The sequence below is a fragment of the Citrobacter sp. CK202 genome (assembly GCF_030333225.1).
Lineage (GTDB): Bacteria > Pseudomonadota > Gammaproteobacteria > Enterobacterales > Enterobacteriaceae > Citrobacter_B > Citrobacter_B koseri.
Map to the genome: position 1 here is coordinate 1 of NZ_JAOWGI010000007.1, position 20,680 is coordinate 20,680.

General features: G+C 52.9%; 22 protein-coding genes and 1 other annotated feature. Of the genes, 10 read left to right on the forward strand and 12 right to left on the reverse strand.

Annotation, left to right across the window (positions count from 1 at the left end; all coding sequences use genetic code 11):
- Window positions 1–195: 195 nt before the first annotated feature.
- From clpB to rluD, 3 genes are all read right to left on the reverse strand, one after another.
- The gene (gene clpB / locus OGX84_RS00025) at window positions 196–2,769 is read right to left on the reverse strand and encodes an ATP-dependent chaperone ClpB (protein ID WP_112002522.1); all 2,574 of its coding nucleotides are present in this window, start codon (window positions 2,767–2,769) and stop codon (window positions 196–198) included.
- A 129-nt stretch (window positions 2,770–2,898) separates the two neighbouring features.
- A complete protein-coding gene (gene yfiH / locus OGX84_RS00030; RefSeq protein WP_110493935.1) occupies window positions 2,899–3,630 on the reverse strand; it encodes a purine nucleoside phosphorylase YfiH in 732 nt (243 codons plus the stop codon).
- Window positions 3,627–4,607, reverse strand: coding sequence for a 23S rRNA pseudouridine(1911/1915/1917) synthase RluD (gene rluD / locus OGX84_RS00035; protein ID WP_047461899.1), 981 nt, complete (start codon window positions 4,605–4,607; stop codon window positions 3,627–3,629). Before rluD ends, yfiH begins: the two co-directional genes overlap by 4 nt.
- Before the next feature lie 131 nt (window positions 4,608–4,738).
- Here rluD and bamD point away from each other — a divergent pair, with 131 nt between their 5' ends.
- The 4 genes from bamD to pheA all read left to right on the forward strand — a co-directional run bounded on the left by bamD (window position 4,739) and on the right by pheA (window position 7,495).
- The gene (gene bamD / locus OGX84_RS00040) at window positions 4,739–5,476 is read left to right on the forward strand and encodes an outer membrane protein assembly factor BamD (protein WP_012134683.1); all 738 of its coding nucleotides are present in this window, start codon (window positions 4,739–4,741) and stop codon (window positions 5,474–5,476) included.
- Window positions 5,477–5,746: 270 nt separating this feature from the next.
- Window positions 5,747–6,085, forward strand: a complete 339-nt coding sequence (gene raiA, locus OGX84_RS00045; protein WP_024130845.1) for a ribosome-associated translation inhibitor RaiA — start codon at window positions 5,747–5,749, stop codon at window positions 6,083–6,085.
- Window positions 6,086–6,187: 102 nt separating this feature from the next.
- Window positions 6,188–6,312: a sequence feature (Phe leader region), on the forward strand.
- The gene (gene pheL, locus OGX84_RS00050; protein WP_101706155.1) at window positions 6,189–6,236 is read left to right on the forward strand and encodes a pheA operon leader peptide PheL; all 48 of its coding nucleotides are present in this window, start codon (window positions 6,189–6,191) and stop codon (window positions 6,234–6,236) included. Its footprint overlaps the feature before it by 48 nt.
- Window positions 6,313–6,334: 22 nt before the next feature.
- Entirely contained in the window at window positions 6,335–7,495 is a 1,161-nt protein-coding gene (gene pheA, locus OGX84_RS00055) for a bifunctional chorismate mutase/prephenate dehydratase (RefSeq protein ID WP_047461896.1), read from the forward strand.
- Between the two features lie 115 nt (window positions 7,496–7,610).
- Here the strand turns inward: pheA and tyrA are convergent, their stop codons facing one another.
- Window positions 7,611–8,732 (reverse strand): bifunctional chorismate mutase/prephenate dehydrogenase, encoded by a 1,122-nt coding sequence (gene tyrA, locus OGX84_RS00060; protein WP_047461893.1) that lies wholly within the window; start codon window positions 8,730–8,732, stop codon window positions 7,611–7,613.
- A 10-nt stretch (window positions 8,733–8,742) separates the two neighbouring features.
- The gene (gene aroF / locus OGX84_RS00065; RefSeq protein WP_047461890.1) at window positions 8,743–9,813 is read right to left on the reverse strand and encodes a 3-deoxy-7-phosphoheptulonate synthase AroF; all 1,071 of its coding nucleotides are present in this window, start codon (window positions 9,811–9,813) and stop codon (window positions 8,743–8,745) included.
- A 215-nt stretch (window positions 9,814–10,028) separates the two neighbouring features.
- Between aroF and OGX84_RS00070 the strand changes: the two genes are divergently transcribed.
- The 4 genes from OGX84_RS00070 to OGX84_RS00085 all read left to right on the forward strand — a co-directional run bounded on the left by OGX84_RS00070 (window position 10,029) and on the right by OGX84_RS00085 (window position 12,791).
- Complete coding sequence (locus OGX84_RS00070) at window positions 10,029–10,403, forward strand: DUF2799 domain-containing protein (protein WP_012134688.1); 375 nt, start codon at window positions 10,029–10,031, stop codon at window positions 10,401–10,403.
- 157 nt (window positions 10,404–10,560) lie between these two features.
- Entirely contained in the window at window positions 10,561–11,079 is a 519-nt protein-coding gene (gene yfiR, locus OGX84_RS00075) for a regulatory sequestration protein YfiR (RefSeq protein WP_047461885.1), read from the forward strand.
- Complete coding sequence (dgcN, locus tag OGX84_RS00080) at window positions 11,072–12,295, forward strand: diguanylate cyclase DgcN/YfiN (protein ID WP_012134690.1); 1,224 nt, start codon at window positions 11,072–11,074, stop codon at window positions 12,293–12,295. The genes yfiR and dgcN overlap by 8 nt, the downstream gene beginning before the upstream one ends.
- A 13-nt stretch (window positions 12,296–12,308) precedes the next feature.
- The gene (locus tag OGX84_RS00085; protein WP_286457151.1) at window positions 12,309–12,791 is read left to right on the forward strand and encodes an OmpA family protein; all 483 of its coding nucleotides are present in this window, start codon (window positions 12,309–12,311) and stop codon (window positions 12,789–12,791) included.
- 2 nt (window positions 12,792–12,793) lie between these two features.
- On the opposite strand, the gene OGX84_RS00090 is transcribed toward OGX84_RS00085, so the two are convergent.
- The 7 genes from OGX84_RS00090 to ffh all read right to left on the reverse strand — a co-directional run bounded on the left by OGX84_RS00090 (window position 12,794) and on the right by ffh (window position 18,387).
- On the reverse strand, window positions 12,794–14,152 hold the full coding sequence (locus OGX84_RS00090) for a PepSY-associated TM helix domain-containing protein (protein ID WP_275166604.1): 1,359 nt from the start codon (window positions 14,150–14,152) through the stop codon (window positions 12,794–12,796).
- A gap of 63 nt (window positions 14,153–14,215) precedes the next feature.
- On the reverse strand, window positions 14,216–14,569 hold the full coding sequence (locus tag OGX84_RS00095) for a DUF2946 domain-containing protein (protein ID WP_112002527.1): 354 nt from the start codon (window positions 14,567–14,569) through the stop codon (window positions 14,216–14,218).
- Window positions 14,570–14,759: 190 nt separating this feature from the next.
- Window positions 14,760–15,107: a 50S ribosomal protein L19 gene (gene rplS, locus OGX84_RS00100; RefSeq protein ID WP_012134695.1), complete on the reverse strand. Its 348-nt coding sequence runs from the start codon at window positions 15,105–15,107 to the stop codon at window positions 14,760–14,762.
- A 41-nt stretch (window positions 15,108–15,148) separates the two neighbouring features.
- Complete coding sequence (gene trmD / locus OGX84_RS00105) at window positions 15,149–15,916, reverse strand: tRNA (guanosine(37)-N1)-methyltransferase TrmD (RefSeq protein WP_024130850.1); 768 nt, start codon at window positions 15,914–15,916, stop codon at window positions 15,149–15,151.
- A 44-nt stretch (window positions 15,917–15,960) separates the two neighbouring features.
- Window positions 15,961–16,509 (reverse strand): ribosome maturation factor RimM, encoded by a 549-nt coding sequence (gene rimM / locus OGX84_RS00110; RefSeq protein ID WP_024130851.1) that lies wholly within the window; start codon window positions 16,507–16,509, stop codon window positions 15,961–15,963.
- 18 nt (window positions 16,510–16,527) lie between these two features.
- Entirely contained in the window at window positions 16,528–16,776 is a 249-nt protein-coding gene (gene rpsP / locus OGX84_RS00115; protein WP_012134698.1) for a 30S ribosomal protein S16, read from the reverse strand.
- Window positions 16,777–17,025: 249 nt separating this feature from the next.
- Window positions 17,026–18,387: a signal recognition particle protein gene (gene ffh, locus OGX84_RS00120; RefSeq protein WP_012134699.1), complete on the reverse strand. Its 1,362-nt coding sequence runs from the start codon at window positions 18,385–18,387 to the stop codon at window positions 17,026–17,028.
- Between the two features lie 163 nt (window positions 18,388–18,550).
- Here ffh and OGX84_RS00125 point away from each other — a divergent pair, with 163 nt between their 5' ends.
- Both OGX84_RS00125 and OGX84_RS00130 read left to right on the forward strand, forming a co-directional pair.
- A complete protein-coding gene (locus tag OGX84_RS00125) occupies window positions 18,551–19,342 on the forward strand; it encodes a cytochrome C assembly family protein (protein WP_012134700.1) in 792 nt (263 codons plus the stop codon).
- A gap of 18 nt (window positions 19,343–19,360) precedes the next feature.
- On the forward strand, window positions 19,361–20,647 hold the full coding sequence (locus OGX84_RS00130; RefSeq protein WP_047461874.1) for an HlyC/CorC family transporter: 1,287 nt from the start codon (window positions 19,361–19,363) through the stop codon (window positions 20,645–20,647).
- Window positions 20,648–20,680 lie beyond the last annotated feature (33 nt).

Here is a 20,680-nt window from a genome sequence, read left to right on the forward strand (position 1 = left end):
ACCCGGCGGCCTGTGTGCCGTTGTTCCGTGTCAGTGGAGGCGCATTATAGGGAGTTATTCCGGCCTGACAAGGGGAAATTAGAAAAAACTTATCAACCGTTCGTTTTTTGGACGTTTTGCATATCACCCTTTTATTTTTGCCTGGTTTTTAAACAAAAACGAGCCCAAATGGGCCCGTTTTTTATTATTTGTGACTTACTGCACTGCCACAATGCGATCGTCATTCGCCTCCAGACGAATCGCTTTACCCGGAATCAGCTCACCAGACAAGATTTGCTGCGCCAGCGGGTTTTCAATCTGCTGCTGAATTGCACGTTTCAATGGACGCGCCCCGTAAACCGGATCGTAACCATTCGCACTCAGCAATTTCAGCGCATCATCAGAGATATGGATTTCATACCCGCGCTCTTCCAGACGTTTGTACAGACGCTGCAACTGGATCTGTGCAATAGAAGCGATATGTTTTTCACCCAACGGATGGAATACCACGACCTCATCTATACGGTTAATGAATTCCGGGCGGAAGTTGTGGCTGACCACACCAAGCACCAGTTCTTTCATATGGCCGTAATCCAGCTCACCGAAACGCTCCTGGATCAGATCGGAACCGAGGTTTGAGGTCATAATGACAACTGTGTTGCGGAAGTCGACCGTTCTCCCTTGCCCGTCCGTCAGACGGCCATCATCCAGCACCTGCAACAGAATGTTGAATACATCAGGATGCGCTTTCTCAACTTCGTCCAGCAGTATGACGGAATAAGGACGACGACGTACCGCTTCCGTCAGATAACCGCCCTCTTCATAACCCACATATCCCGGAGGCGCGCCAACCAGACGAGACACGGAGTGTTTTTCCATGAACTCAGACATGTCGATACGCACCATCGCGTCATCGCTATCAAACATAAAGTTTGCCAGCGTCTTGCACAATTCGGTTTTACCCACCCCGGTCGGCCCAAGGAACAGGAACGAACCAATTGGACGATTCGGGTCGGCCAGTCCCGCACGGCTACGGCGAATGGCATTCGATACCGCTTCAACGGCCTCGTTCTGCCCAATCACGCGGCTGTGTAATTCCTGCTCCATACGCAGCAGTTTTTCACGTTCGCCTTCAAGCATTCTGGCAACCGGAATCCCCGTCCACCGCGCCAGCACTTCAGCTATTTCCGCATCCGTCACTTTATTGCGTAACAGACGCATGGTTTTACCTTCAGATTGAGTCGCCGCTTCCAGCTGTTTTTCCAGCTCAGGGATTTTGCCGTACTGAAGTTCAGACATCCGCGCCAGATCGCCCACACGACGCGCTTGTTCGATGGCGATTTTCGCCTGCTCCAGTTCGGCCTTAATGGTCTGCGTACCGGACAGAGAGGCTTTCTCTGCTTTCCACTCTTCTTCTAATTCAGAGTACTGGCGTTCTTTATCATCCAGTTCCTCGTTGAGCATATCGAGGCGTTTTTTGCTCGCCTCATCAGACTCTTTCATTAACGCCTGCTGTTCCAGCTTGAGCTGAATAATACGGCGGTCGAGCCTGTCCAGTTCTTCCGGCTTGGAGTCAATCTGCATACGGATGCTGGATGCAGCCTCATCGATCAGGTCGATGGCTTTATCCGGCAACTGGCGATCGGAAATGTAGCGGTGAGATAAGGTTGCCGCCGCCACAATCGCCGGGTCAGTAATCTGCACATGGTGGTGCAGCTCATAACGTTCTTTAAGACCACGCAGAATAGCGATGGTATCTTCCACAGACGGTTCCGCGACGAACACTTTCTGGAAACGACGTTCCAGCGCCGCATCTTTTTCGATGTACTGGCGATATTCGTCCAGCGTCGTGGCGCCCACACAGTGCAGTTCCCCACGCGCCAGCGCCGGTTTCAGCATGTTCCCGGCATCCATTGCGCCATCGGCTTTACCCGCGCCGACCATCGTGTGTAATTCATCGATAAACAGGATGACGTTGCCTTCCTGTTTGGCGAGATCGTTCAGCACGCCTTTCAGACGCTCTTCAAACTCACCGCGATACTTCGCCCCGGCCACCAGCGCGCCCATATCCAGCGCCAGTACGCGACGGCCTTTCAGCCCTTCCGGCACTTCGCCATTAATGATTCGCTGCGCCAGCCCTTCGACAATCGCCGTTTTACCGACCCCCGGTTCACCGATTAATACCGGGTTATTTTTAGTACGGCGTTGCAGTACCTGAATGGTACGGCGAATTTCTTCATCACGACCAATCACCGGATCGAGCTTGCCCTGCTCCGCGCGCTCGGTCAGGTCGACGGTATATTTTTGCAAGGCCTGACGTTGGTCTTCAGCCCCTTGATCGTTCACGCTTTCACCTCCGCGCATTTGTTCAACTGCCTGAGTGATATTGGCGGTGGTCGCCCCGGCCGATTTCAGTAGGTCGGTCAGCGTGCCGCGAGACTCAAGCGCAGCCAGAACGAACAGTTCCGACGAAATAAAGTTGTCCCCACGTTTTTGCGCCAGCTTGTCGCAAAGATTCAGTACACGCACCAGATCCTGAGACGGCTGTACGTCGCCGCCGGTGCCTTCCACCTGCGGTAAACGGCTCAGCGCCTGATCAATACTCGTGCGTAACTGGCCAGCATTAATGCCAGCGGACGTTAATAAAGGACGTACCGATCCCCCTTCCTGATTCAGTAAGGCGCTCATTAAATGAAGAGGTTCGATGAATTGGTTGTCGTGCCCCAGTGCGAGCGACTGGGCATCGGCAAGAGCAAGCTGGAATTTATTAGTAAGACGATCCAGACGCATAACTCCTCCCATAACAGGTCAAAATTGCTACTGGAGATTAAATGAGGTCATCCCTCAATTATTCAAGGTGAATGACCTGAATTATGTGAAAAGAAAATTACACGTACCGGATCGTCTTGATTCTTTAGGTTATATCAGCCAAATAAAACTTGCCATACGACCTGTGATCTTGTCGCGACGATAAGAGAAGAAAGTCTCACTTTCGCTGTAGGTACAGCGATCGCCGCCATAGACGCTTTCAACTCCCACATTCGCCAGACGTTGACGCGCAAGCTGATAAATATCCGCCAGATATTTTTCGCCGCGCGCCTGAAATGCGCTGCTCGCCTTCGCATCTTTTGCGATAAACGCGTCACGCACTTCAGCCCCCACTTCAAAAGCAGCAGGGCCAATAGCCGGACCCAGCCAGGCGATAATGTTTTCAGGTTTATCGGCAAAGCAGGCGACCGTCTCTTCCAGCACACCTTCACATAATCCGCGCCAGCCCGCATGAGCCGCCGCCACTTCCGTTCCCGCGCGATTACAAAACAACACGGGCAAACAGTCCGCCGTCATCACCGCGCAAACGGTGCCGGGGGTATTGCTGTACGACGCATCCGCACGTTTGGATGCATAAGGCTCGCCGGTGAGTTTCAGCACGTCCTTGCCATGCACCTGTTCAAGCCAGACGGGTTTTGACGGCAAATTGCCCGCAGCAAAGAGTCTCTTGCGATTCTCTTCCACATGTTCCGGGTTATCGCCGCAATGGGCGCCCAGGTTCAGAGAATCGTAAGGCGGTAAGCTGACACCGCCTGTACGTACAGAACTACAGGCTGCAACCCCCTCCGGGATTGGCCACTGCGGAACAATTAGCTTACTCATAGCCAGTCTACATCATCCTTATGTTCTTCGAAGTCAGCGCGCATCACGTCAATCAGCTCCACCATATCCTGCGGAATCGGCGCATGCCATTCCATTTCAATACCGGAAATCGGATGGTAAAGACGCAGCATCGTCGCGTGCAGCGCCTGGCGATCAAACTGACGCAACGTGGAGATAAACGCTTCTGATGCCCCCTTCGGTGGACGCGGACGACCGCCATACACCTGATCGCCCACCAGCGGATGCGTGATATGCGCCATGTGCACGCGGATCTGGTGCGTACGTCCGGTTTCCAGACGCAACCGCAGACGCGTATGCACACGGAAATGTTCCATGATGCGGTAGTGAGTCACCGCCGGTTTCCCCATTGGATGCACTGACATATGGGTTCGTTTGGTCGGATGACGGCTGATCGGTTCATCTACCGTACCGCCCGCCGTCATATGTCCGATCGCGACCGCTTCATACTCACGGGTGATTTCACGCAGTTGCAAAGACTCCACCAGTCGCGTTTGCGCCGGAACCGTTTTCGCCACCACCATCAGACCTGTGGTGTCTTTATCCAGACGATGCACAATACCCGCGCGCGGTACGTCAGCAATCGGCGGGTAGTAATGCAACAGAGCATTCAGTACCGTACCATCAGGATTACCGGCGCCAGGGTGAACCACTAAATCGCGCGGTTTGTTGATGACAAGGATATCGTCATCTTCGTAGACGATATCCAGCGGGATATCCTGCGGCTCAAAGCGGATCTCTTCGTCGATTTCCGCGTTAATGGAAACCTGTTCGCCGCCCAATACTTTTTCTTTCGGTTTATCGCAAAGTTTACCGTTGACCAGCACGCGCCGATCGAGAATCCATTCTTTTATGCGCGAACGTGAATAATCCGGGAACATTTCGGCCAAAGCCTGATCTAAGCGTTGACCGAGTTGGTTTTCGGATACCGTTGCGGTGAGTTGTACTCGTTGTGCCATATACAGCTTCTTCGTTTAACGTTGGGTTTTACGGCTTTGCCGTTTAATATAGTGTGCTATTGTAGCTGGTCTTAACCGGGAGCAGGAACAGAGAATCTCCCGTAAAACATTTTGAGGAAAGTCAAAACGTCATGACGCGCATGAAATATCTGGTGGCAGCAGCCACGTTGAGCCTGTTTTTGGCGGGTTGCTCTGGTTCAAAGGAAGAGGTGCCCGATAATCCGCCTAACGAAATCTACGCGACTGCCCAGCAAAAGCTGCAGGACGGTAACTGGAAACAGGCAATAACGCAATTGGAAGCGTTGGATAACCGTTATCCATTTGGACCGTATTCTCAGCAGGTGCAGTTGGATCTGATCTACGCCTACTACAAAAACGCCGATCTGCCGTTAGCTCAGGCCGCCATCGATCGTTTTATTCGCCTCAATCCGACGCACCCGAATATTGATTATGTCATGTATATGCGCGGTCTGACCAATATGGCGCTGGATGACAGCGCGCTGCAAGGTTTCTTCGGCGTCGATCGTAGCGATCGCGATCCGCAGCACGCCCGAGCTGCATTCAATGATTTCTCAAAACTGGTGCGTAGCTATCCGAACAGCCAGTACACGACCGACGCCACCAAACGTCTGGTCTTCCTGAAAGATCGTCTGGCGAAGTATGAATACTCCGTTGCCGACTACTACACCGCTCGCGGCGCATGGGTTGCCGTGGTAAACCGTGTGGAAGGTATGCTGCGCGACTTCCCGGATACGCAGGCGACGCGCGACGCTCTGCCGCTGATGGAAAACGCTTATCGTCAGATGCAGATGACGACTCAGGCTGACAAAGTGGCGAAAATTATCGCCGCTAATGGTCGCAACACCTGATTGCGTACTGAACGCAAAACGGCAGCCCTAAGGCTGCCGTTTTTTTATCCATTTTACGCTGTTGCTGAAGCGGTTTCAGTACAACGCATCCCGTCAAATATGGCTCCCTTTCGGCTATTCCTCAAGTAAAAAATCCGTTGTTCCTGCGATAACTCACAAAAAGGCTTCCTTGACAAAAAGTGACAAAATAATGTGATTTAAATCACGCTTTTTGACATTGGGAACGGTATGCTGGAATCACCAAGACGGGAAAGACAAGAGGTAAAATTTATGACAATGAACATTACCAGTAAACAAATGGAAATTACTCCGGCAATACGCCAGCATGTCGCAGACCGTCTCGCCAAACTAGAAAAATGGCAAACTCACCTGATTAATCCACATATCATTCTGTCTAAGGAGCCACAGGGTTTCATCGCTGATGCCACCATCAATACCCCGAACGGACATCTGGTCGCCAGCGCAAAACACGAAGATATGTACGCCGCCATTAACGATTTGATCAACAAGCTGGAACGGCAGCTCAATAAAGTGCAGCACAAAGGCGAAGCCCGTCGTGCCACAACTTCAGTAAAAGACGCCAACTTCGTCGAAGCAGAAGAAGAGTAGTCCCTTACATTGAGTGTATCGCCAACGCGCCTTCGGGCGCGTTTTTTGTTGACAGGATTAAAACAGTACGGGTACTTTACTGAAGTCGCTCAAGGAAACTGACATGAAACTTATCCCGTTCTTCTTCGCATTCTTTTTTACCTTCCCCTGAATGGGAGGCGTTTCGTCGTGTGAAAAAGAATGCGAAGACGAACAATAAGGCCTCCCACACGGGAGGCCTTTTTTATTGATAACAAGAAAGGCAACACTATGACATCGGAAAACCCGTTACTGGCGCTGCGAGAGAAAATAAGCGCTCTGGATGTAAAATTACTGGCCTTGCTGGCGGAGCGTCGTGAGCTGGCCGTTGAAGTCGGGAAAGCGAAGCTGCTTTCTCATCGCCCGGTGCGTGATATCGATCGCGAGCGCGACCTGCTGGACAGGCTGATCGCGCTTGGCAAAACCCATCATCTGGACGCGCACTATATTACTCGCCTGTTCCAGCTCATCATTGAAGATTCCGTCCTTACCCAGCAGGCGCTGTTGCAGCAACATCTGAACAAAATTAACCCGCATTCAGCGCGTATTGCCTTTCTTGGACCAAAAGGGTCGTACTCGCACCTCGCTGCGCGCCAGTATGCCGCCCGCCACTTTGAACAGTTTATTGAAAGCGGCTGCGCAAAATTCGCTGATATCTTTAATCAGGTCGAAACCGGGCAAGCGGACTACGCCGTCGTGCCGATTGAGAACACCAGTTCAGGCGCGATCAACGACGTCTACGATCTGTTGCAGCACACCAGCCTCTCTATCGTGGGCGAGATGACCATTACCATCGACCATTGCGTGCTGGTTTCAGGGACGACCGATTTAAACACCATTGAGACGGTCTACAGCCACCCGCAGCCGTTCCAGCAGTGCAGTAAATTCCTTAACCGCTATCCGCACTGGAAGATTGAGTACACTGAAAGCACCTCTGCGGCAATGGAAAAAGTGGCGCAGGCGAACTCTCCACGCGTAGCGGCGCTGGGTAGCGAAGCCGGTGGCGTGCTGCATGGGCTACAGGTGCTGGAACGAATCGAAGCCAACCAGACGCAGAATATTACCCGTTTCGTGGTGCTGGCGCGCAAAGCCGTCAATGTTTCCGACCAGGTCCCGGCGAAAACCACGCTGCTGATCGCCACGGGTCAACAGGCAGGTGCGCTGGTTGAGGCGCTGCTGGTGCTGCGCAATCACAACCTGATCATGACCAAACTGGAGTCTCGTCCGATTCACGGCAACCCGTGGGAAGAGATGTTTTATCTCGATATCCAGGCCAACCTGGAATCACCGGAGATGAAAAAAGCGCTGAAAGAGTTGGGGGAAATTACCCGCTCGATGAAGGTACTGGGCTGCTACCCCAGCGAGAACGTTGTGCCTGTCGATCCGAACTAACTGATCCGAACTAACTGTTTGATAATGCCGGATGGCGCTACGCTTATCCGGCCTACGATTCATGCAATTTTGTAGGCCGGATAAGACGCACCTGCGTCGCCATCAGGCATCTCACTTATTGTCGGCTATCGTTAGCCTGGCGTAACAGCGTGCGACTTTCGTTCTGGAAGCGTTTGGCGTAATCACCAAACCAATGCTCGACCTTGCGGAAACTGTCGATAAAGGCCTGCTTGTCGCCCTGCTCCAGCAAACCAATCGCGTCGCCAAAACGTTTATAGTAGCGTTTGATCAGCGCCAGGTTATTTTCCGACGACATAATAATATCGGCATATAGCTGCGGGTCCTGCGCAAACAGTCGCCCAACCATCGCCAGTTCGAGACGGTAAATCGGTGACGACAGCGCCAGCAGTTGTTCCAGCTGGACATTCTCTTCCGCCAGGTGCAAACCGTAAGCGAACGTCGCAAAGTGACGCAGCGCCTGAATAAACGCCATATTCTGATCGTGCTCAACGGCGCTAATCCGATGCAACCGCGCGCCCCACACCTGAATTTGCTCAAGGAACCACTGATACGCCTCCGGCTGACGACCATCGCACCAGACAACCACCTGCTTTGCCAGACTGCCGCTGTCCGGGCCAAACATCGGGTGTAAGCCCAGTACCGGGCCATCGTGCGCCGCCATCATCGCCTGTAGCGGTCCGTTTTTAACCGATGCAAGATCGACCAGAATACAGTCCGCAGGCAAACGCGGTAATTTCGCGATCACCTGCTCCGTGATATGAATCGGCACACTTACGATCACCATCCCGGCATCGGCCACGATCTCCTGCGCCCGTCCCCAGTCCTGTTGCTCAAGTATGCGTACCTGGTATCCCGACAGCGTGAGCATTTTTTCAAACAAACGGCCCATCTGACCGCCACCGCCGACGATAACCACCGGGCGCAGAGAAGGACAAAGCGTCTTAAACCCTTTGTCATTCTCACTGGAGTAAGACTCACGCATCACCCGACGCAAGACGTCTTCAATCAGATCGGGAGGAACGCCAAGCGCTTCCGCCTCCGCACGGCGCGAAGCCAGCATAGACGCTTCACGCTCAGGCACGTAAATCGGCAGCCCAAAGCGGCTTTTCACTTCACCGACTTCGGCCACCAGCTCCAGGCGCTTAGCCAGTAAATCCAGCAGCGCCTTATCCACTTCATCTATTTGATCGCGTAACGCGGTCAACTCAGCAACCATAACCAACCTCTTATGCTACACGCGCCACCAGTTGGCCGTTCAGGTCCTGATGAATTTCACGCAGCAGCGCATCCGTGGCTTCCCAACTGATACACGCATCCGTAACAGACACGCCGTATTTCATTTCACTGCGCGGTTGCTCGGAGGACTGGTTGCCTTCGTGAATATTACTTTCAATCATCAAGCCAATAATGGAACGGTTGCCGTCTTTGATCTGCGCGACCACAGACTCTGCCACGGCAGGCTGGCGACGGTAATCTTTATTCGAGTTACCATGGCTGCAATCTACCATCAGAGACGGGCGGAGTCCTGCCTGTTCCATCTCTTTTTCACACTGCGCGACATCTGCCGGGCTGTAGTTTGGCGCTTTTCCACCGCGCAGAATGACATGGCCATCCGGGTTGCCCTGCGTTTGCAGCAGAGCGACCTGCCCCGCCTGGTTGATACCGACAAAACGGTGTGACTGAGCAGCGGCACGCATGGCGTTAATCGCCGTCGCCAGGCTGCCATCCGTCCCGTTTTTAAAGCCAACGGGCATGGAAAGGCCAGAGGCCATTTCACGGTGGGTTTGGGATTCGGTCGTACGCGCGCCGATTGCCGACCAGCTAAACAGATCGCCTAGGTATTGCGGGCTGTTTGGATCTAACGCTTCCGTCGCCAGCGGCAAGCCCATGTTCACCAGTTCCACCAGAAGTTGACGCGCAATCTTCAGGCCAGTTTCCACATCAAACGAGCCATCCATATGAGGATCGTTAATCAACCCTTTCCAGCCGACAGTGGTACGGGGTTTTTCAAAATAGACGCGCATTACCAGGTAGAGGCTATCGCTGACCTCTGCGGCAAGAGTTTTAAATCGACGTGCGTATTCCAGAGCGGTTTCAGGATCGTGGATAGAACAAGGGCCGCACACCACCAGCAGACGCGGATCGCGACCGGCGATGATGTCAGAAATCGTTTTACGTGACTGGGCGATTTGCGCCTCTTGCGACAAACTCAGCGGGAACGCCGCTTTGAGTTGTTCCGGGGTCATCAGAACCTGTTCGTCGGTAATGTGTACGTTGTTCAGCGCGTCTTTTTGCATGATGGCGATCCTGTTTAGCTCGTTTGCGATAAATGATCCTCACAGAGGATGGCGTAACGATAACATAATCGGTAAAGATTTCAATCCACATTCCGTAAATTTTACTTTACACAAGCCATTTATCTCGCAATTAACGCCATTCAAATCGTACATAAAAATTTACATCATTATATTTTCGCATCCACTATGCTTTGAAAAACACAGGAGAACAGGCAATGAAGCGTTTCGCAGGCGCCTTATTTGTTTTATTCATCAGCGGATGTCAGATCGATCCTTACACGCATGCTCCCACCTGGACCGCGACCGACTGGTATAGCGCCGGTATCGAAGATGCGATTTCAGGCGTTGCCGTCAAAGATAACGAAACACTGGCTGACGCCTGGAACGATCCTGACGTGGAGCGAACGCAATATCTTAAGGGCTACGCCGAAGGCCAACGAAAAACCTGCCAGTTAAACTTTGTCCACGCCAGAGGACTGGCCGGAAAAACATTTCCCGCCAGTTGCGACACGGTTGAAAACGCCAGTCAATTGCATGATGCCTGGCAAAAAGGCGCAGACGAAGGTGTTCGCTCAATGCGGCTAAATTAATTAAGACCTTACCAATAAATAAGTATGGGATTTAACTTAAGGAAATACCATTAATCGGCATGGTGTAATGACTGACAGGCAAAATAATGTTATTTTGCTGCAAACAATCACGGATGTATTTTGATGCTTTTTGACTGACGCTGGTGGGCACCTGTTTATGAGCTTTTCTCACCGACTCATACTCCTGCTAACGCTATTACTGGCAGGATTACCACTGTATGCTCAGGGCATCACAGAAGAAGCGAAATCTGTACGCTCAATCGTTTCCGGTATCGTCAGCTATACACGCTGGCCTGCATTATCTGGCCCTCCACGGCTATGTATTTTCGCCTCGTCTCGTTTTGCCGATGTGCTGAACGACAACAGCGCCAGGTCATTACCTTATCTGCCCGTCATCATCCGCACGGAGCAGGAAGCTCTGACAGCCCGTTGCGATGGCTTTTATTTCGGCAGTGAATCTCCGGCGTATCAGGTAGAATTAACGAATAAATATCCGTCTAAGGCATTGTTATTAATTGCCGAACAAAATACTGAATGCATTATTGGCAGCGCATTTTGTCTGATCATAAACAATGATGAAGTCAGATTTTCCGTAAATCTGGATTCCCTGTCACGCAGTGGCGTAAGAGTGAACCCCGACGTATTGATGCTTGCACGGAATCAAAAGCATGGATAAGGATTTTTTCCCTACAACGCGCCCGACCTTTAAGCGTACATTACGCCGGATCAACATGATCAGCGTACTGGTCACCATGTTGCTGATCTGGCTGCTGCTTTGCGTCGCCTCTGTCCTGACGCTGAAACAATATGCGCAAAAAAATCTGGATCTGACTGCCGCGACAATGACCCATAGTCTTGAGGCCGCATTGGTGTTTTCCGATGGCGTCGCCGCGACAGAAACGCTGGCCGCGCTGGGGCGCCAGGGGCAGTTCTCGGCCGCAGAGGTTCGCGATAAAAACCAGAAGGTGATCGCCTCCTGGTACTATGACGCACAAGCATCGGACGATAAGCTCAATGGCCTGATCAGCCAGTGGCTTTTCCCGCTGCCGGTGACTCAGCCCGTCTGGCACAATGGCAAAATTATCGGCGAGGTCTGCCTGACCGCGCGCGACAGCTTGATTGGTCATTTTATCTGGCTCTCGCTGGCGGTTCTTACCGGGTGTATTTTGCTCGCATCCGGCATTGCGTTAATGCTCACGCGTTATTTGCATAATGGCGTGGTGGACGCGCTGCAAAACATCACCGATGTGGTACATGATGTACGCACGAACCGTAACTTTTCACGTCGCGTTTCTGAGGAACGCATTGAAGAGTTCCATCTTTTTGCCCAGGATTTCAACAGCCTGCTGGATGAGATGGAAGAGTGGCAACTGCGGCTACAGGCTAAAAACGCCCAGCTTTTGCGTACCGCGCTGCACGACCCCCTTACTGGTCTTGCTAATCGTGCCGCCTTTCGTAACAGCATAACCGAGTTGATGAATGACAGCTCCGCCCGTAGCTGTTCGGCGCTGCTATTTCTGGACGGCGATAATTTCAAATTCATTAACGATACATGGGGGCATGCCGCAGGAGATCGCGTTTTGATCGAGGTCGCCCGGCGACTGGCGGAGTTTGGCGGCAATCACCACCAGCCATATCGACTTGGCGGAGATGAATTCGCCATGGTGCTTTACAACGTGCATTCGGAGTACGAAGTTAAACGCATTTGTTCGGCATTATCGCAAGAATTTAATCGCCCCTTTGATCTGCATAACGGGCATCTGGCGAGTATGACGCTGAGTATTGGTTTCGCGCTGACGTGGGAACATGCTTCCGCAGAAAAATTACAAGAGTTGGCCGATCGTAATATGTATCAGGCCAAACATCAGCGTTCTGAACGTTCAATTAAATAACAGGAATAGATATATGCTAAAGCGACTTTTCTCCCCGATCATTCTGATAGCGTTGATTCTGGCGGGTTGCCAGACGCCGCAGGGGAAATTTACGCCCGAACAAGTTGCGGCAATGAAATCCTATGGGTTTACTGAATCAGCAGGCGACTGGTCTCTGGGGCTGTCTGACAACATTTTATTTGATAAAAACGACTATAAGTTACGCCCGGAAAGCCAGCAGCAAATCCGCGAGATGGCCTCCAGGCTGGCAGCCACCGGGCTGAAACATGCCCGTATGGATGGCCATACTGACAACTACGGCGAAGACAGTTATAACGAGGCATTGTCGCTCAAGCGCGCCAATGTGGTTGCTGACGCCTGGGCCGAAGGCGCCAACATCCCTCGCAGCAATCTGACGACGCATGGTTTAGGTAAAAAGCACCCGGTCGCCAGCAATCAGAGCGCGAAAGGTCGTGCTGAAAACCGCCGCGTTGCCGTCGTCATCAGCACGCCGTAATGTTAGTCAACTGGCTGTGCAAGGGCGGCGCGAGACGTGCTGAACCAGCGCAGCCAGTCGATAACGATAAATACCAGCAGGCTGCCTCCCAGCACCGGCATTGCCATCCCCAGGGCGACAGCCAGCACCAGAACCCCGCACCTTCCCGGCCAACCTAACGTAAGCCAACACTGCATCAGCGTTTGTGCCGGGTTGACGCCTGACCTGGCCGGTCGGCGAATCCACCACAGACGGTAGCCAATAATAATCATCAGGCAAAGCCCGATGCCGAAGGCGATCAGCAGTAACTGATTTGGCAGACCAAACAGTATGCCCATATGGAAATCGACGCCCCAGCGCGTCAGCTTTGCCATAAGCGGAAAGTCAGCAAAATGCGTCCGGTCGATAACATGCAGGGTTGCGGCGTCTACTGATACCGCATCAACCTGTGTCGGCCAGCGGCGATCAATTTCAGTTACCGTCCAGCCATGTTGCGCATCTTTGGCCGGACGAATCTCCAGCTTTTTAGCATCAATTCCCGCCGCCTGCGCCGTATGCAGAACCGCATCAAACTGGCTGACATCCATATGCATAACCGGCATTTCCTGCCCGGCATGATGATCGGCATGTTCATCAGCAGGGTGTTCGTCGCCATAAAGCTGCGTATTCACCTGCGGCGTCAGCCAGCCAAAAGCCGCACGCATTTTATCCACGTTGCCTCCGGCCCACTGGGACCAGGTTAAACCGGTTGCCGAGAACAGCAGCATCCCCGCCAGCAGTAACCACCCCAGCATTACGTGTAAACGCCGGTTATTTTGCACCCGATTATTCAGCCGACGTTTTGGTCGGGTGAAATACCAGAGCATGATGCCGCCAGTCGCCGCAACCCACATCCAGGAGGCCGCCAGCTCGCTGTAAATTCGCCCGATATCCCCCAATAACAAAGAGCGGTGAGCATAATCAATCCACTGACGCAGGGGCAAAATGCCACTGGTGCCATAGACCGTCATATCGCCTTTCACCGCCAGCGTCACTGGATCGATGAAAATCGCCCGGTTCTCGGAAGCGGCAAGTCCGGGGTCGGCAAACATCACCCGCGTCGTTGCGCCCTCTTCAAGAGCGGGACGAACGGCATGCAGTCGTAAATGCCCTCCCGTCACCTGTTGGGCAACGGTGATTTGCGCCGCCAGCGGTTGCCGCTCTCCTTGCTCTGTGCCCTGTAGCGCCGGTGCATAGAGCGCCTCTTCCAGTTGCGGCGTCGCAACGTAGAGCGTACCGGTTAAGGCCGCCACAAAGATAAATGGCCCGACAAACAGACCTGTGTAGAAATGAAAACGTCGCAGCAGGGTTATCCATGCCGCGCGCGGAGTGCAGGTTGTCATACTTTTCCTCAGAGAAAGCACACATGTGTCGTGACGCTTATGCGCACAAACGTATTGTTAGATTCAGGAAACAGCAGACCTGCGCGGCGGCGCGCGCGTATCGGGATAAAGCCAGGGGAAGAAATGCCAGTGTTTAACAACCGGGCGTGGCGGCGTCAGCTTTTGTCTGAGCAGCATCCCGGACAACAGGATGACCAGCGCCAGTATCAGGCCAGGAACATGGGTCAGGAGGACGCAATACCCGCACGCTTCACCGTGATCGACAGGCATCGGCATTGATGAAGACTGCCCATGATGTCCAACATGTTCAGCCATCATGCTCATATCATGATGCATACCAGGCATGGCGCTCATGGGATCTTTTTGCAACGAGACGGAGATAAGCGGCGCCACCACGATCAGCAGGATCGCAAACATCGCGAGCCATGTCGCGTTGCGTTGATACGCAGGCTGACGAAATGTACCGATAACCACTGCCCCTCCCGTAACGAACGGGCATTGTAAATGATTTATGAACTAATGGTTAACGTTGTGAGCTTCACGAAGATAAAAAAAGGGCCAGCCAACTGGCCAGCCCTTTCTTACAGGATGTCGCCTGAGCGATATCTTAGTTAAGACGCTCTTTAATACGAGCAGCCTTACCAGTACGCTCACGCAGGTAGTACAGTTTAGCTTTACGAACGGCACCACGACGTTTAACAGCAATGCTGTCAACTACCGGAGAGTGAGTCTGGAAGACACGCTCAACGCCTTCGCCGTTGGAAATTTTACGAACAGTGAATGCAGAGTGCAGACCGCGGTTACGAATAGCGATAACCACGCCCTCGAATGCCTGCAGACGTTTTTTGGAACCTTCAACAACCCATACTTTCACTTCCACGGTATCACCCGGACGGAAGGAAGGTACGTCCTGCTTCATCTGCTCTTGTTCAAGTTGCTTAATAATGTTGCTCATAATTTAATCTCTTATCCTGGGTAAACTGATATTTGGGGGTCTCAGACCAGCCCATCATGTTTATGTTGCTGTTGTGCGTGTTCCGTTTTGAACTCCGCCAGCAACCTTGCTTGCTCTTCAGTCAGAGCCAGGTTTTCCAGAAGTTCAGGTCTTCTAAGCCAGGTTCGGCCCAGCGACTGTTTCAAACGCCAGCGACGTATCTCAGCATGGTTTCCTGACAGCAATACTGCCGGTACTTCCATCCCTTCCAACACTTCAGGTCGAGTATAGTGTGGACAGTCCAGTAATCCGTCGGCAAAGGAATCTTCGATTGCCGAAGCCTCATGACCCAGAACCCCCGGAATGAACCGGGAAACGGAGTCAATCAGCGTCATTGCTGGTAACTCACCCCCACTGAGTACGTAATCGCCGATTGACCATTCTTCGTCAATTTCGGTTTGAATCACGCGCTCATCTATTCCTTCGTAGCGACCGCACACCAGAATCAGTTTCTGATTCGTTGCCAGTTCGCTGACGCCCGCTTGATCAAGCTTGCGTCCCTGAGGTGACAGATAGATCACCTTAGCGCCTTCACCCGCCGCGCTTTTTGCTGCATGAATGGCGTCCCGCAAGGGTTGCACCATCATTAACATCCCCGGTCCGCCGCCGTAAGGACGATCGTCCACGGTACGGTGCCGGTCATGCGTGAAGTCACGAGGACTCCAGCTCTGGATGCTCAGCAGGCCATTTTTTACTGCCCGGCCAGTTACCCCGTAATCGGTAATTGCGCGGAACATTTCAGGAAACAGGCTAACGATACCTATAAACACAAGCCAATCCCCATAACGCCGACTTTTACCGTTTATCCGGTGGTTTAAAAACCAGGATCCCAATCTACTTCGATAGTACGAGTAGCGAGATCGACTTTCTTGATAACCTGCCCATCGAGGAACGGCACAAGACGTTCCTTGATACCAAACGCATCTTTCAGGTTTGCCTTGATGACGATGACGTCATTCGAACCGGTTTCCATCATATCGACGACTTTACCGAGATCGTAGCCTTCAGTGGTCACTACCTGGCAGCCCATAAGGTCTTTCCAGTAGTAGGAACCATCTTCCAGCGCTGGCAACTGCGAGGAATCCACGACAATTTCGCAATTGGTCAGTAGATTCGCCGAATCACGATCGTCAACGCCTTTCAGCTTGATGATCAGATCCTGATTGTGGTGCTTCCAGCTTTCCAGCTGTACTTGCTGCCACTGACCCGCCTTCTGGATAAACCAGGGCTGATAGTCAAAAATGCTTTCGGCGTCTTCGGTGGAAGAAAACACTCTGAGCCACCCACGAATACCGTAAGACGACCCCATTTTCCCCAAAACGATGGGTTCAACGGGCGCTTGCGCAGTGAGTTGCTTGCTCATCATGACCACCGTGACAGATTAAGCTGCTTTGTTTGCTGCTTTGATCAGCGCTGCAACGCGATCAGAAATAGTCGCGCCCTGGCCAACCCAGTGAGCGATGCGATCCAGATCCAGGCGGGTGCCTTCTTCTTTTTCGCTGGCGATCGGGTTGAAGAAGCCAACGCGCTCAATGAAGCGACCGTTGCGTGCATTACGGCTGTCGGTAACAACAACCTGATAGAACGGACGCTTTTTAGCGCCGTGACGAGCTAAACGAATAGTAACCATAACATCCTCTTGTGTGAATAAAACACCCAGGCCCCATCGAGGAACGGAGCCCGGGTGTCATATTAAAAGCCCGAAAATTTTACTGATTTCTGGGGAAAATGCAATCAGCAGTTGATAACTCTGCTATAAAAGGCCGTCGGCGGTGCAGACAGTTCGGTGCCGGCGTGCGCGCAGTCACCGGAGCGTACACGCAGTACGTGAGGATGGCGAGCACACCCCGGTGCCGAAATGGCAAACAAGCCAGGCTGATTAACGACCCGGGAAGCCTGGCGGCATCATACCCTTCATGCCACGCATCATCTTCGCCATCCCGCCTTTCTTCATTTTCTTCATCATGCGCTGCATGTCGTCGAACTGTTTCAGAAGACGGTTAACGTCCTGTACCTGCATGCCACAACCGGCTGCGATACGGCGTTTACGGGAACCTTTGATGATTTCTGGCTTCGCGCGCTCTTTCAGCGTCATCGAGTTGATGATCGCCTCCATCCGCACCAGCACCTTGTCATCCATCTGCGATTTCACGTTGTCAGGAATCTGGCCCATGCCCGGCAGCTTGCCCATCAGGCTCGCCATACCGCCCATGTTTTTCATCTGGTTGAGCTGTTCGAGGAAATCGTTCAGATCAAAGCCGTCGCCTTTTTTCAGTTTGCTGGCTAATTTCTCAGCCTGCGCGCGGTCAACTTTGCTTTCAATATCTTCGATCAGCGACAGCACGTCGCCCATGCCGAGAATACGGGACGCGATACGATCCGGGTGGAACGGCTCCAGCGCTTCGGTTTTCTCGCCAACGCCGAGGAATTTAATCGGCTTGCCGGTGATATGACGAATAGAGAGCGCGGCACCGCCACGGGCGTCACCGTCGACTTTCGTCAGCACCACGCCGGTCAACGGCAGCGCTTCGTTAAACGCTTTCGCGGTATTCGCGGCATCCTGACCGGTCATCGCATCGACCACAAACAGGGTCTCTACCGGATTAATAGAAGCGTGGACCTGTTTGATTTCGTCCATCATCGCTTCATCGACGTGCAGGCGACCGGCGGTATCCACCAGCAGCACGTCGTAGAATTTGAGTTTCGCTTCTTTCAGCGCGGCATTGACGATATCAACCGGCTTCTGACCAACGTCAGACGGGAAGAAATCGACGTCAACCTGCTGTGCCAGGGTTTCCAGCTGTTTGATCGCCGCCGGGCGATAAACGTCGGCAGAGACGACCAGCACTTTCTTCTTGTGCTTCTCGCGCAGGAATTTACCCAGCTTACCGACGCTGGTGGTTTTACCGGCGCCCTGCAAGCCCGCCATCAGCACGACGGCTGGCGGCTGCGCGGCCAGATTCAGGGTCTGGTTCTCTTCGCCCATCGCCGCAACCAGTTCGTTGCGCACAATCTTGACGAACTCCTGCCCCGGCGTCAGGCTCTTGTTAACTTCATGACCAACCGCTTTCTCTTTTACGCGATTGATAAACTCTCGCACTACAGGAAGCGCAACGTCAGCCTCCAGCAGCGCCATGCGCACTTCGCGCAGCGTCTCTTTAACGTTGTCTTCAGTAAGGCGTCCACGGCCACTGATATTGCGCAGCGTGCGCGACAAACGATCGGTTAAATTATCAAACATTGTCTCTCGCCTGGGGTGGAAACGGTTGGTCGCTAGCGCGACACATATACAGAATTTTGTCGCAGTATAACATGAAGCCGCCTTTGTTGTTATGCAACGGTTGGAGCAGCGGTCACGTAACGCTATACTGCTTCTCTCTCACTGGCCAACTGTCGACACTCCTATGCCCGTTTTTGCTTTACTCGCTCTTGTCGCCTATTCCATCAGCCTCGCGCTGATCGTTCCTGCTTTGCTGCAAAAAAACAGCGGCTGGCGGCGTATGGCTATTCTTTCTGCGGTCATCGCGCTGGTGTGCCATGCTTTTGCGCTGGAAGCCCGAATCCTGCCCGGCGGCGAAAGCGGTCAAAATCTGAGCCTGCTGAACGTCGGTTCGCTGGTCAGCCTGATGATTTGTACCGTCATGACAATTGTCGCTTCACGCAATCGCGGCTGGCTGCTGTTGCCTGTTGTCTACGCCTTTGCGTTGATTAACCTGGCCTTCGCCACGTTCATGCCGAACGAGTACATCACCCACCTCGAAGCCACGCCAGGTATGATGATACACATCGGCCTGTCGCTGTTCGCTTACGCCACATTGATCATTGCCGCGTTGTATGCGTTGCAGCTGGCATGGATCGACTATCAGCTCAAAAACAAAAAGCTGGCGTTCAATAATGAAATGCCCCCGCTGATGAGCATTGAGCGCAAAATGTTTCACATCACGCAGATTGGCGTGGTGCTGCTGACGCTCACGCTGTGTACTGGCCTGTTTTACATGCATAACCTGTTCAGCATGGAAAATATCGACAAAGCCGTTCTCTCTATCGTGGCATGGTTTGTCTATATTGTTCTGTTGTGGGGACATTACCACGAAGGCTGGCGCGGACGTCGGGTCGTATGGTTTAACGTCGCGGGCGCAGGCATTCTGACGCTGGCCTATTTTGGCAGCCGCGTATTGCAGCAGTTTGTAAGCTAAGTCTTAAAGGAGCCCCCCCTGGAACATATCTCCACTACCACACTGATCGTCACACTGATCATCATGGTAGTTATTTCAGCCTATTTTTCCGGTTCCGAAACCGGCATGATGACGCTGAACCGCTATCGTCTTCGCCACCTGGCAAAACAGGGCAACCGTCCGGCAAAGCGCGTGGAAAAACTACTGCGCAAGCCGGACCGACTGATAAGCCTGGTTCTGATCGGTAATAACCTGGTCAATATTCTCGCCTCAGCCATCGGCACCATCGTCGGTATGCGTCTGTACGGCGATGCGGGCGTGGCGATTGCCACCGGCGTACTGACGTTTGTCGTCCTCGTATTTGCGGAAGTGCTGCCGAAAACCATCGCCGCGCTGTACCCGGAAAAAGTGGCCTACCCCAGCAGTTTTCTGTTGGCGCCTTTGCAGGTGCTGATGATGCCGCTGGTCTGGTTGCTTAACACCATTACCCGGCTGCTGATGCGCATGATGGGCATTAAAACGGATATCGTCATCAGCGGCTCTCTGAGTAAAGACGAACTGCGCACGCTCGTGAATGAATCCCGCTCGCAAATCTCCCGCCGCAACCAGGACATGCTGCTCTCAGTGCTGGATCTGGAAAAGGTTAGCGTGGATGACATCATGGTGCCACGCAACGAAATTATCGGAATTGATATCAATGACGACTGGAAATCGATCGTCCGCCAGCTTTCTCACTCGCCGCACGGGCGCATTGTGCTTTACCGCGACTCGCTGGATGATGCCATCAGCATGCTGCGCGTACGCGAAGCCTGGCGGTTAATGTCCGAGAAAAAAGAGTTCACTAAAGAGACCATGCTGCGCGCCGCCGATGAGATCTACTTCATCCCGGAAGGCACGCCGCTCAGCACGCAGCTGGTAAAATTTCAGCGTAATAAAAAGAAAGTCGGGCTGGTGGTCAACGAATACGGGGATATTCAGGGGCTGGTGACGGTCGAAGATATTCTGGAAGAGATTGTCGGCGACTTCACTACCTCGATGTCGCCAACGCTGGCGGAAGAGGTCACGCCGCAGAATGACGGTTCAGTGATTATCGACGGCAGCGCCAACGTGCGGGAAATCAACAAAGCCTTTAACTGGCACCTGCCGGAAGACGATGCGCGGACGGTAAACGGCGTGATTCTGGAAGCGCTGGAAGAGATCCCCATCGCCGGAACGCGCGTGCGCATTGGCCAGTACGATATCGATATTCTCGACGTCCAGGACAATATGATTAAGCAGGTTAAAGTCTTGCCGGTGAAACCGTTGCGGGAGAGTATCTCAGAATAATGCTGTAGGCCGGGTACGGCGAACGCCGCCACC

Bases quoted from the DNA above. Each gene is read 5' to 3' on its own strand.
- bamD (WP_012134683.1), top strand. From the start codon at position 4,739: ATGACGCGCATGAAATATCTGGTGGCAGCAGCCACGTTGAGCCTGTTT.
- rpsP (WP_012134698.1), bottom strand. From the start codon at position 16,776: ATGGTTACTATTCGTTTAGCTCGTCACGGCGCTAAAAAGCGTCCGTTC.
- aroF (WP_047461890.1), bottom strand. From the start codon at position 9,813: ATGCAAAAAGACGCGCTGAACAACGTACACATTACCGACGAACAGGTT.
- raiA (WP_024130845.1), top strand. From the start codon at position 5,747: ATGACAATGAACATTACCAGTAAACAAATGGAAATTACTCCGGCAATA.
- rimM (WP_024130851.1), bottom strand. From the start codon at position 16,509: ATGAGCAAGCAACTCACTGCGCAAGCGCCCGTTGAACCCATCGTTTTG.
- OGX84_RS00070 (WP_012134688.1), top strand. From the start codon at position 10,029: ATGAAGCGTTTCGCAGGCGCCTTATTTGTTTTATTCATCAGCGGATGT.
- rluD (WP_047461899.1), bottom strand. From the start codon at position 4,607: ATGGCACAACGAGTACAACTCACCGCAACGGTATCCGAAAACCAACTC.
- dgcN (WP_012134690.1), top strand. From the start codon at position 11,072: ATGGATAAGGATTTTTTCCCTACAACGCGCCCGACCTTTAAGCGTACA.
- yfiH (WP_110493935.1), bottom strand. From the start codon at position 3,630: ATGAGTAAGCTAATTGTTCCGCAGTGGCCAATCCCGGAGGGGGTTGCA.
- rplS (WP_012134695.1), bottom strand. From the start codon at position 15,107: ATGAGCAACATTATTAAGCAACTTGAACAAGAGCAGATGAAGCAGGAC.
- ffh (WP_012134699.1), bottom strand. From the start codon at position 18,387: ATGTTTGATAATTTAACCGATCGTTTGTCGCGCACGCTGCGCAATATC.
- tyrA (WP_047461893.1), bottom strand. From the start codon at position 8,732: ATGGTTGCTGAGTTGACCGCGTTACGCGATCAAATAGATGAAGTGGAT.
- clpB (WP_112002522.1), bottom strand. From the start codon at position 2,769: ATGCGTCTGGATCGTCTTACTAATAAATTCCAGCTTGCTCTTGCCGAT.
- pheA (WP_047461896.1), top strand. From the start codon at position 6,335: ATGACATCGGAAAACCCGTTACTGGCGCTGCGAGAGAAAATAAGCGCT.
- yfiR (WP_047461885.1), top strand. From the start codon at position 10,561: ATGAGCTTTTCTCACCGACTCATACTCCTGCTAACGCTATTACTGGCA.
- OGX84_RS00095 (WP_112002527.1), bottom strand. From the start codon at position 14,569: ATGTTTGCGATCCTGCTGATCGTGGTGGCGCCGCTTATCTCCGTCTCG.
- OGX84_RS00090 (WP_275166604.1), bottom strand. From the start codon at position 14,152: ATGACAACCTGCACTCCGCGCGCGGCATGGATAACCCTGCTGCGACGT.
- OGX84_RS00085 (WP_286457151.1), top strand. From the start codon at position 12,309: ATGCTAAAGCGACTTTTCTCCCCGATCATTCTGATAGCGTTGATTCTG.
- OGX84_RS00125 (WP_012134700.1), top strand. From the start codon at position 18,551: ATGCCCGTTTTTGCTTTACTCGCTCTTGTCGCCTATTCCATCAGCCTC.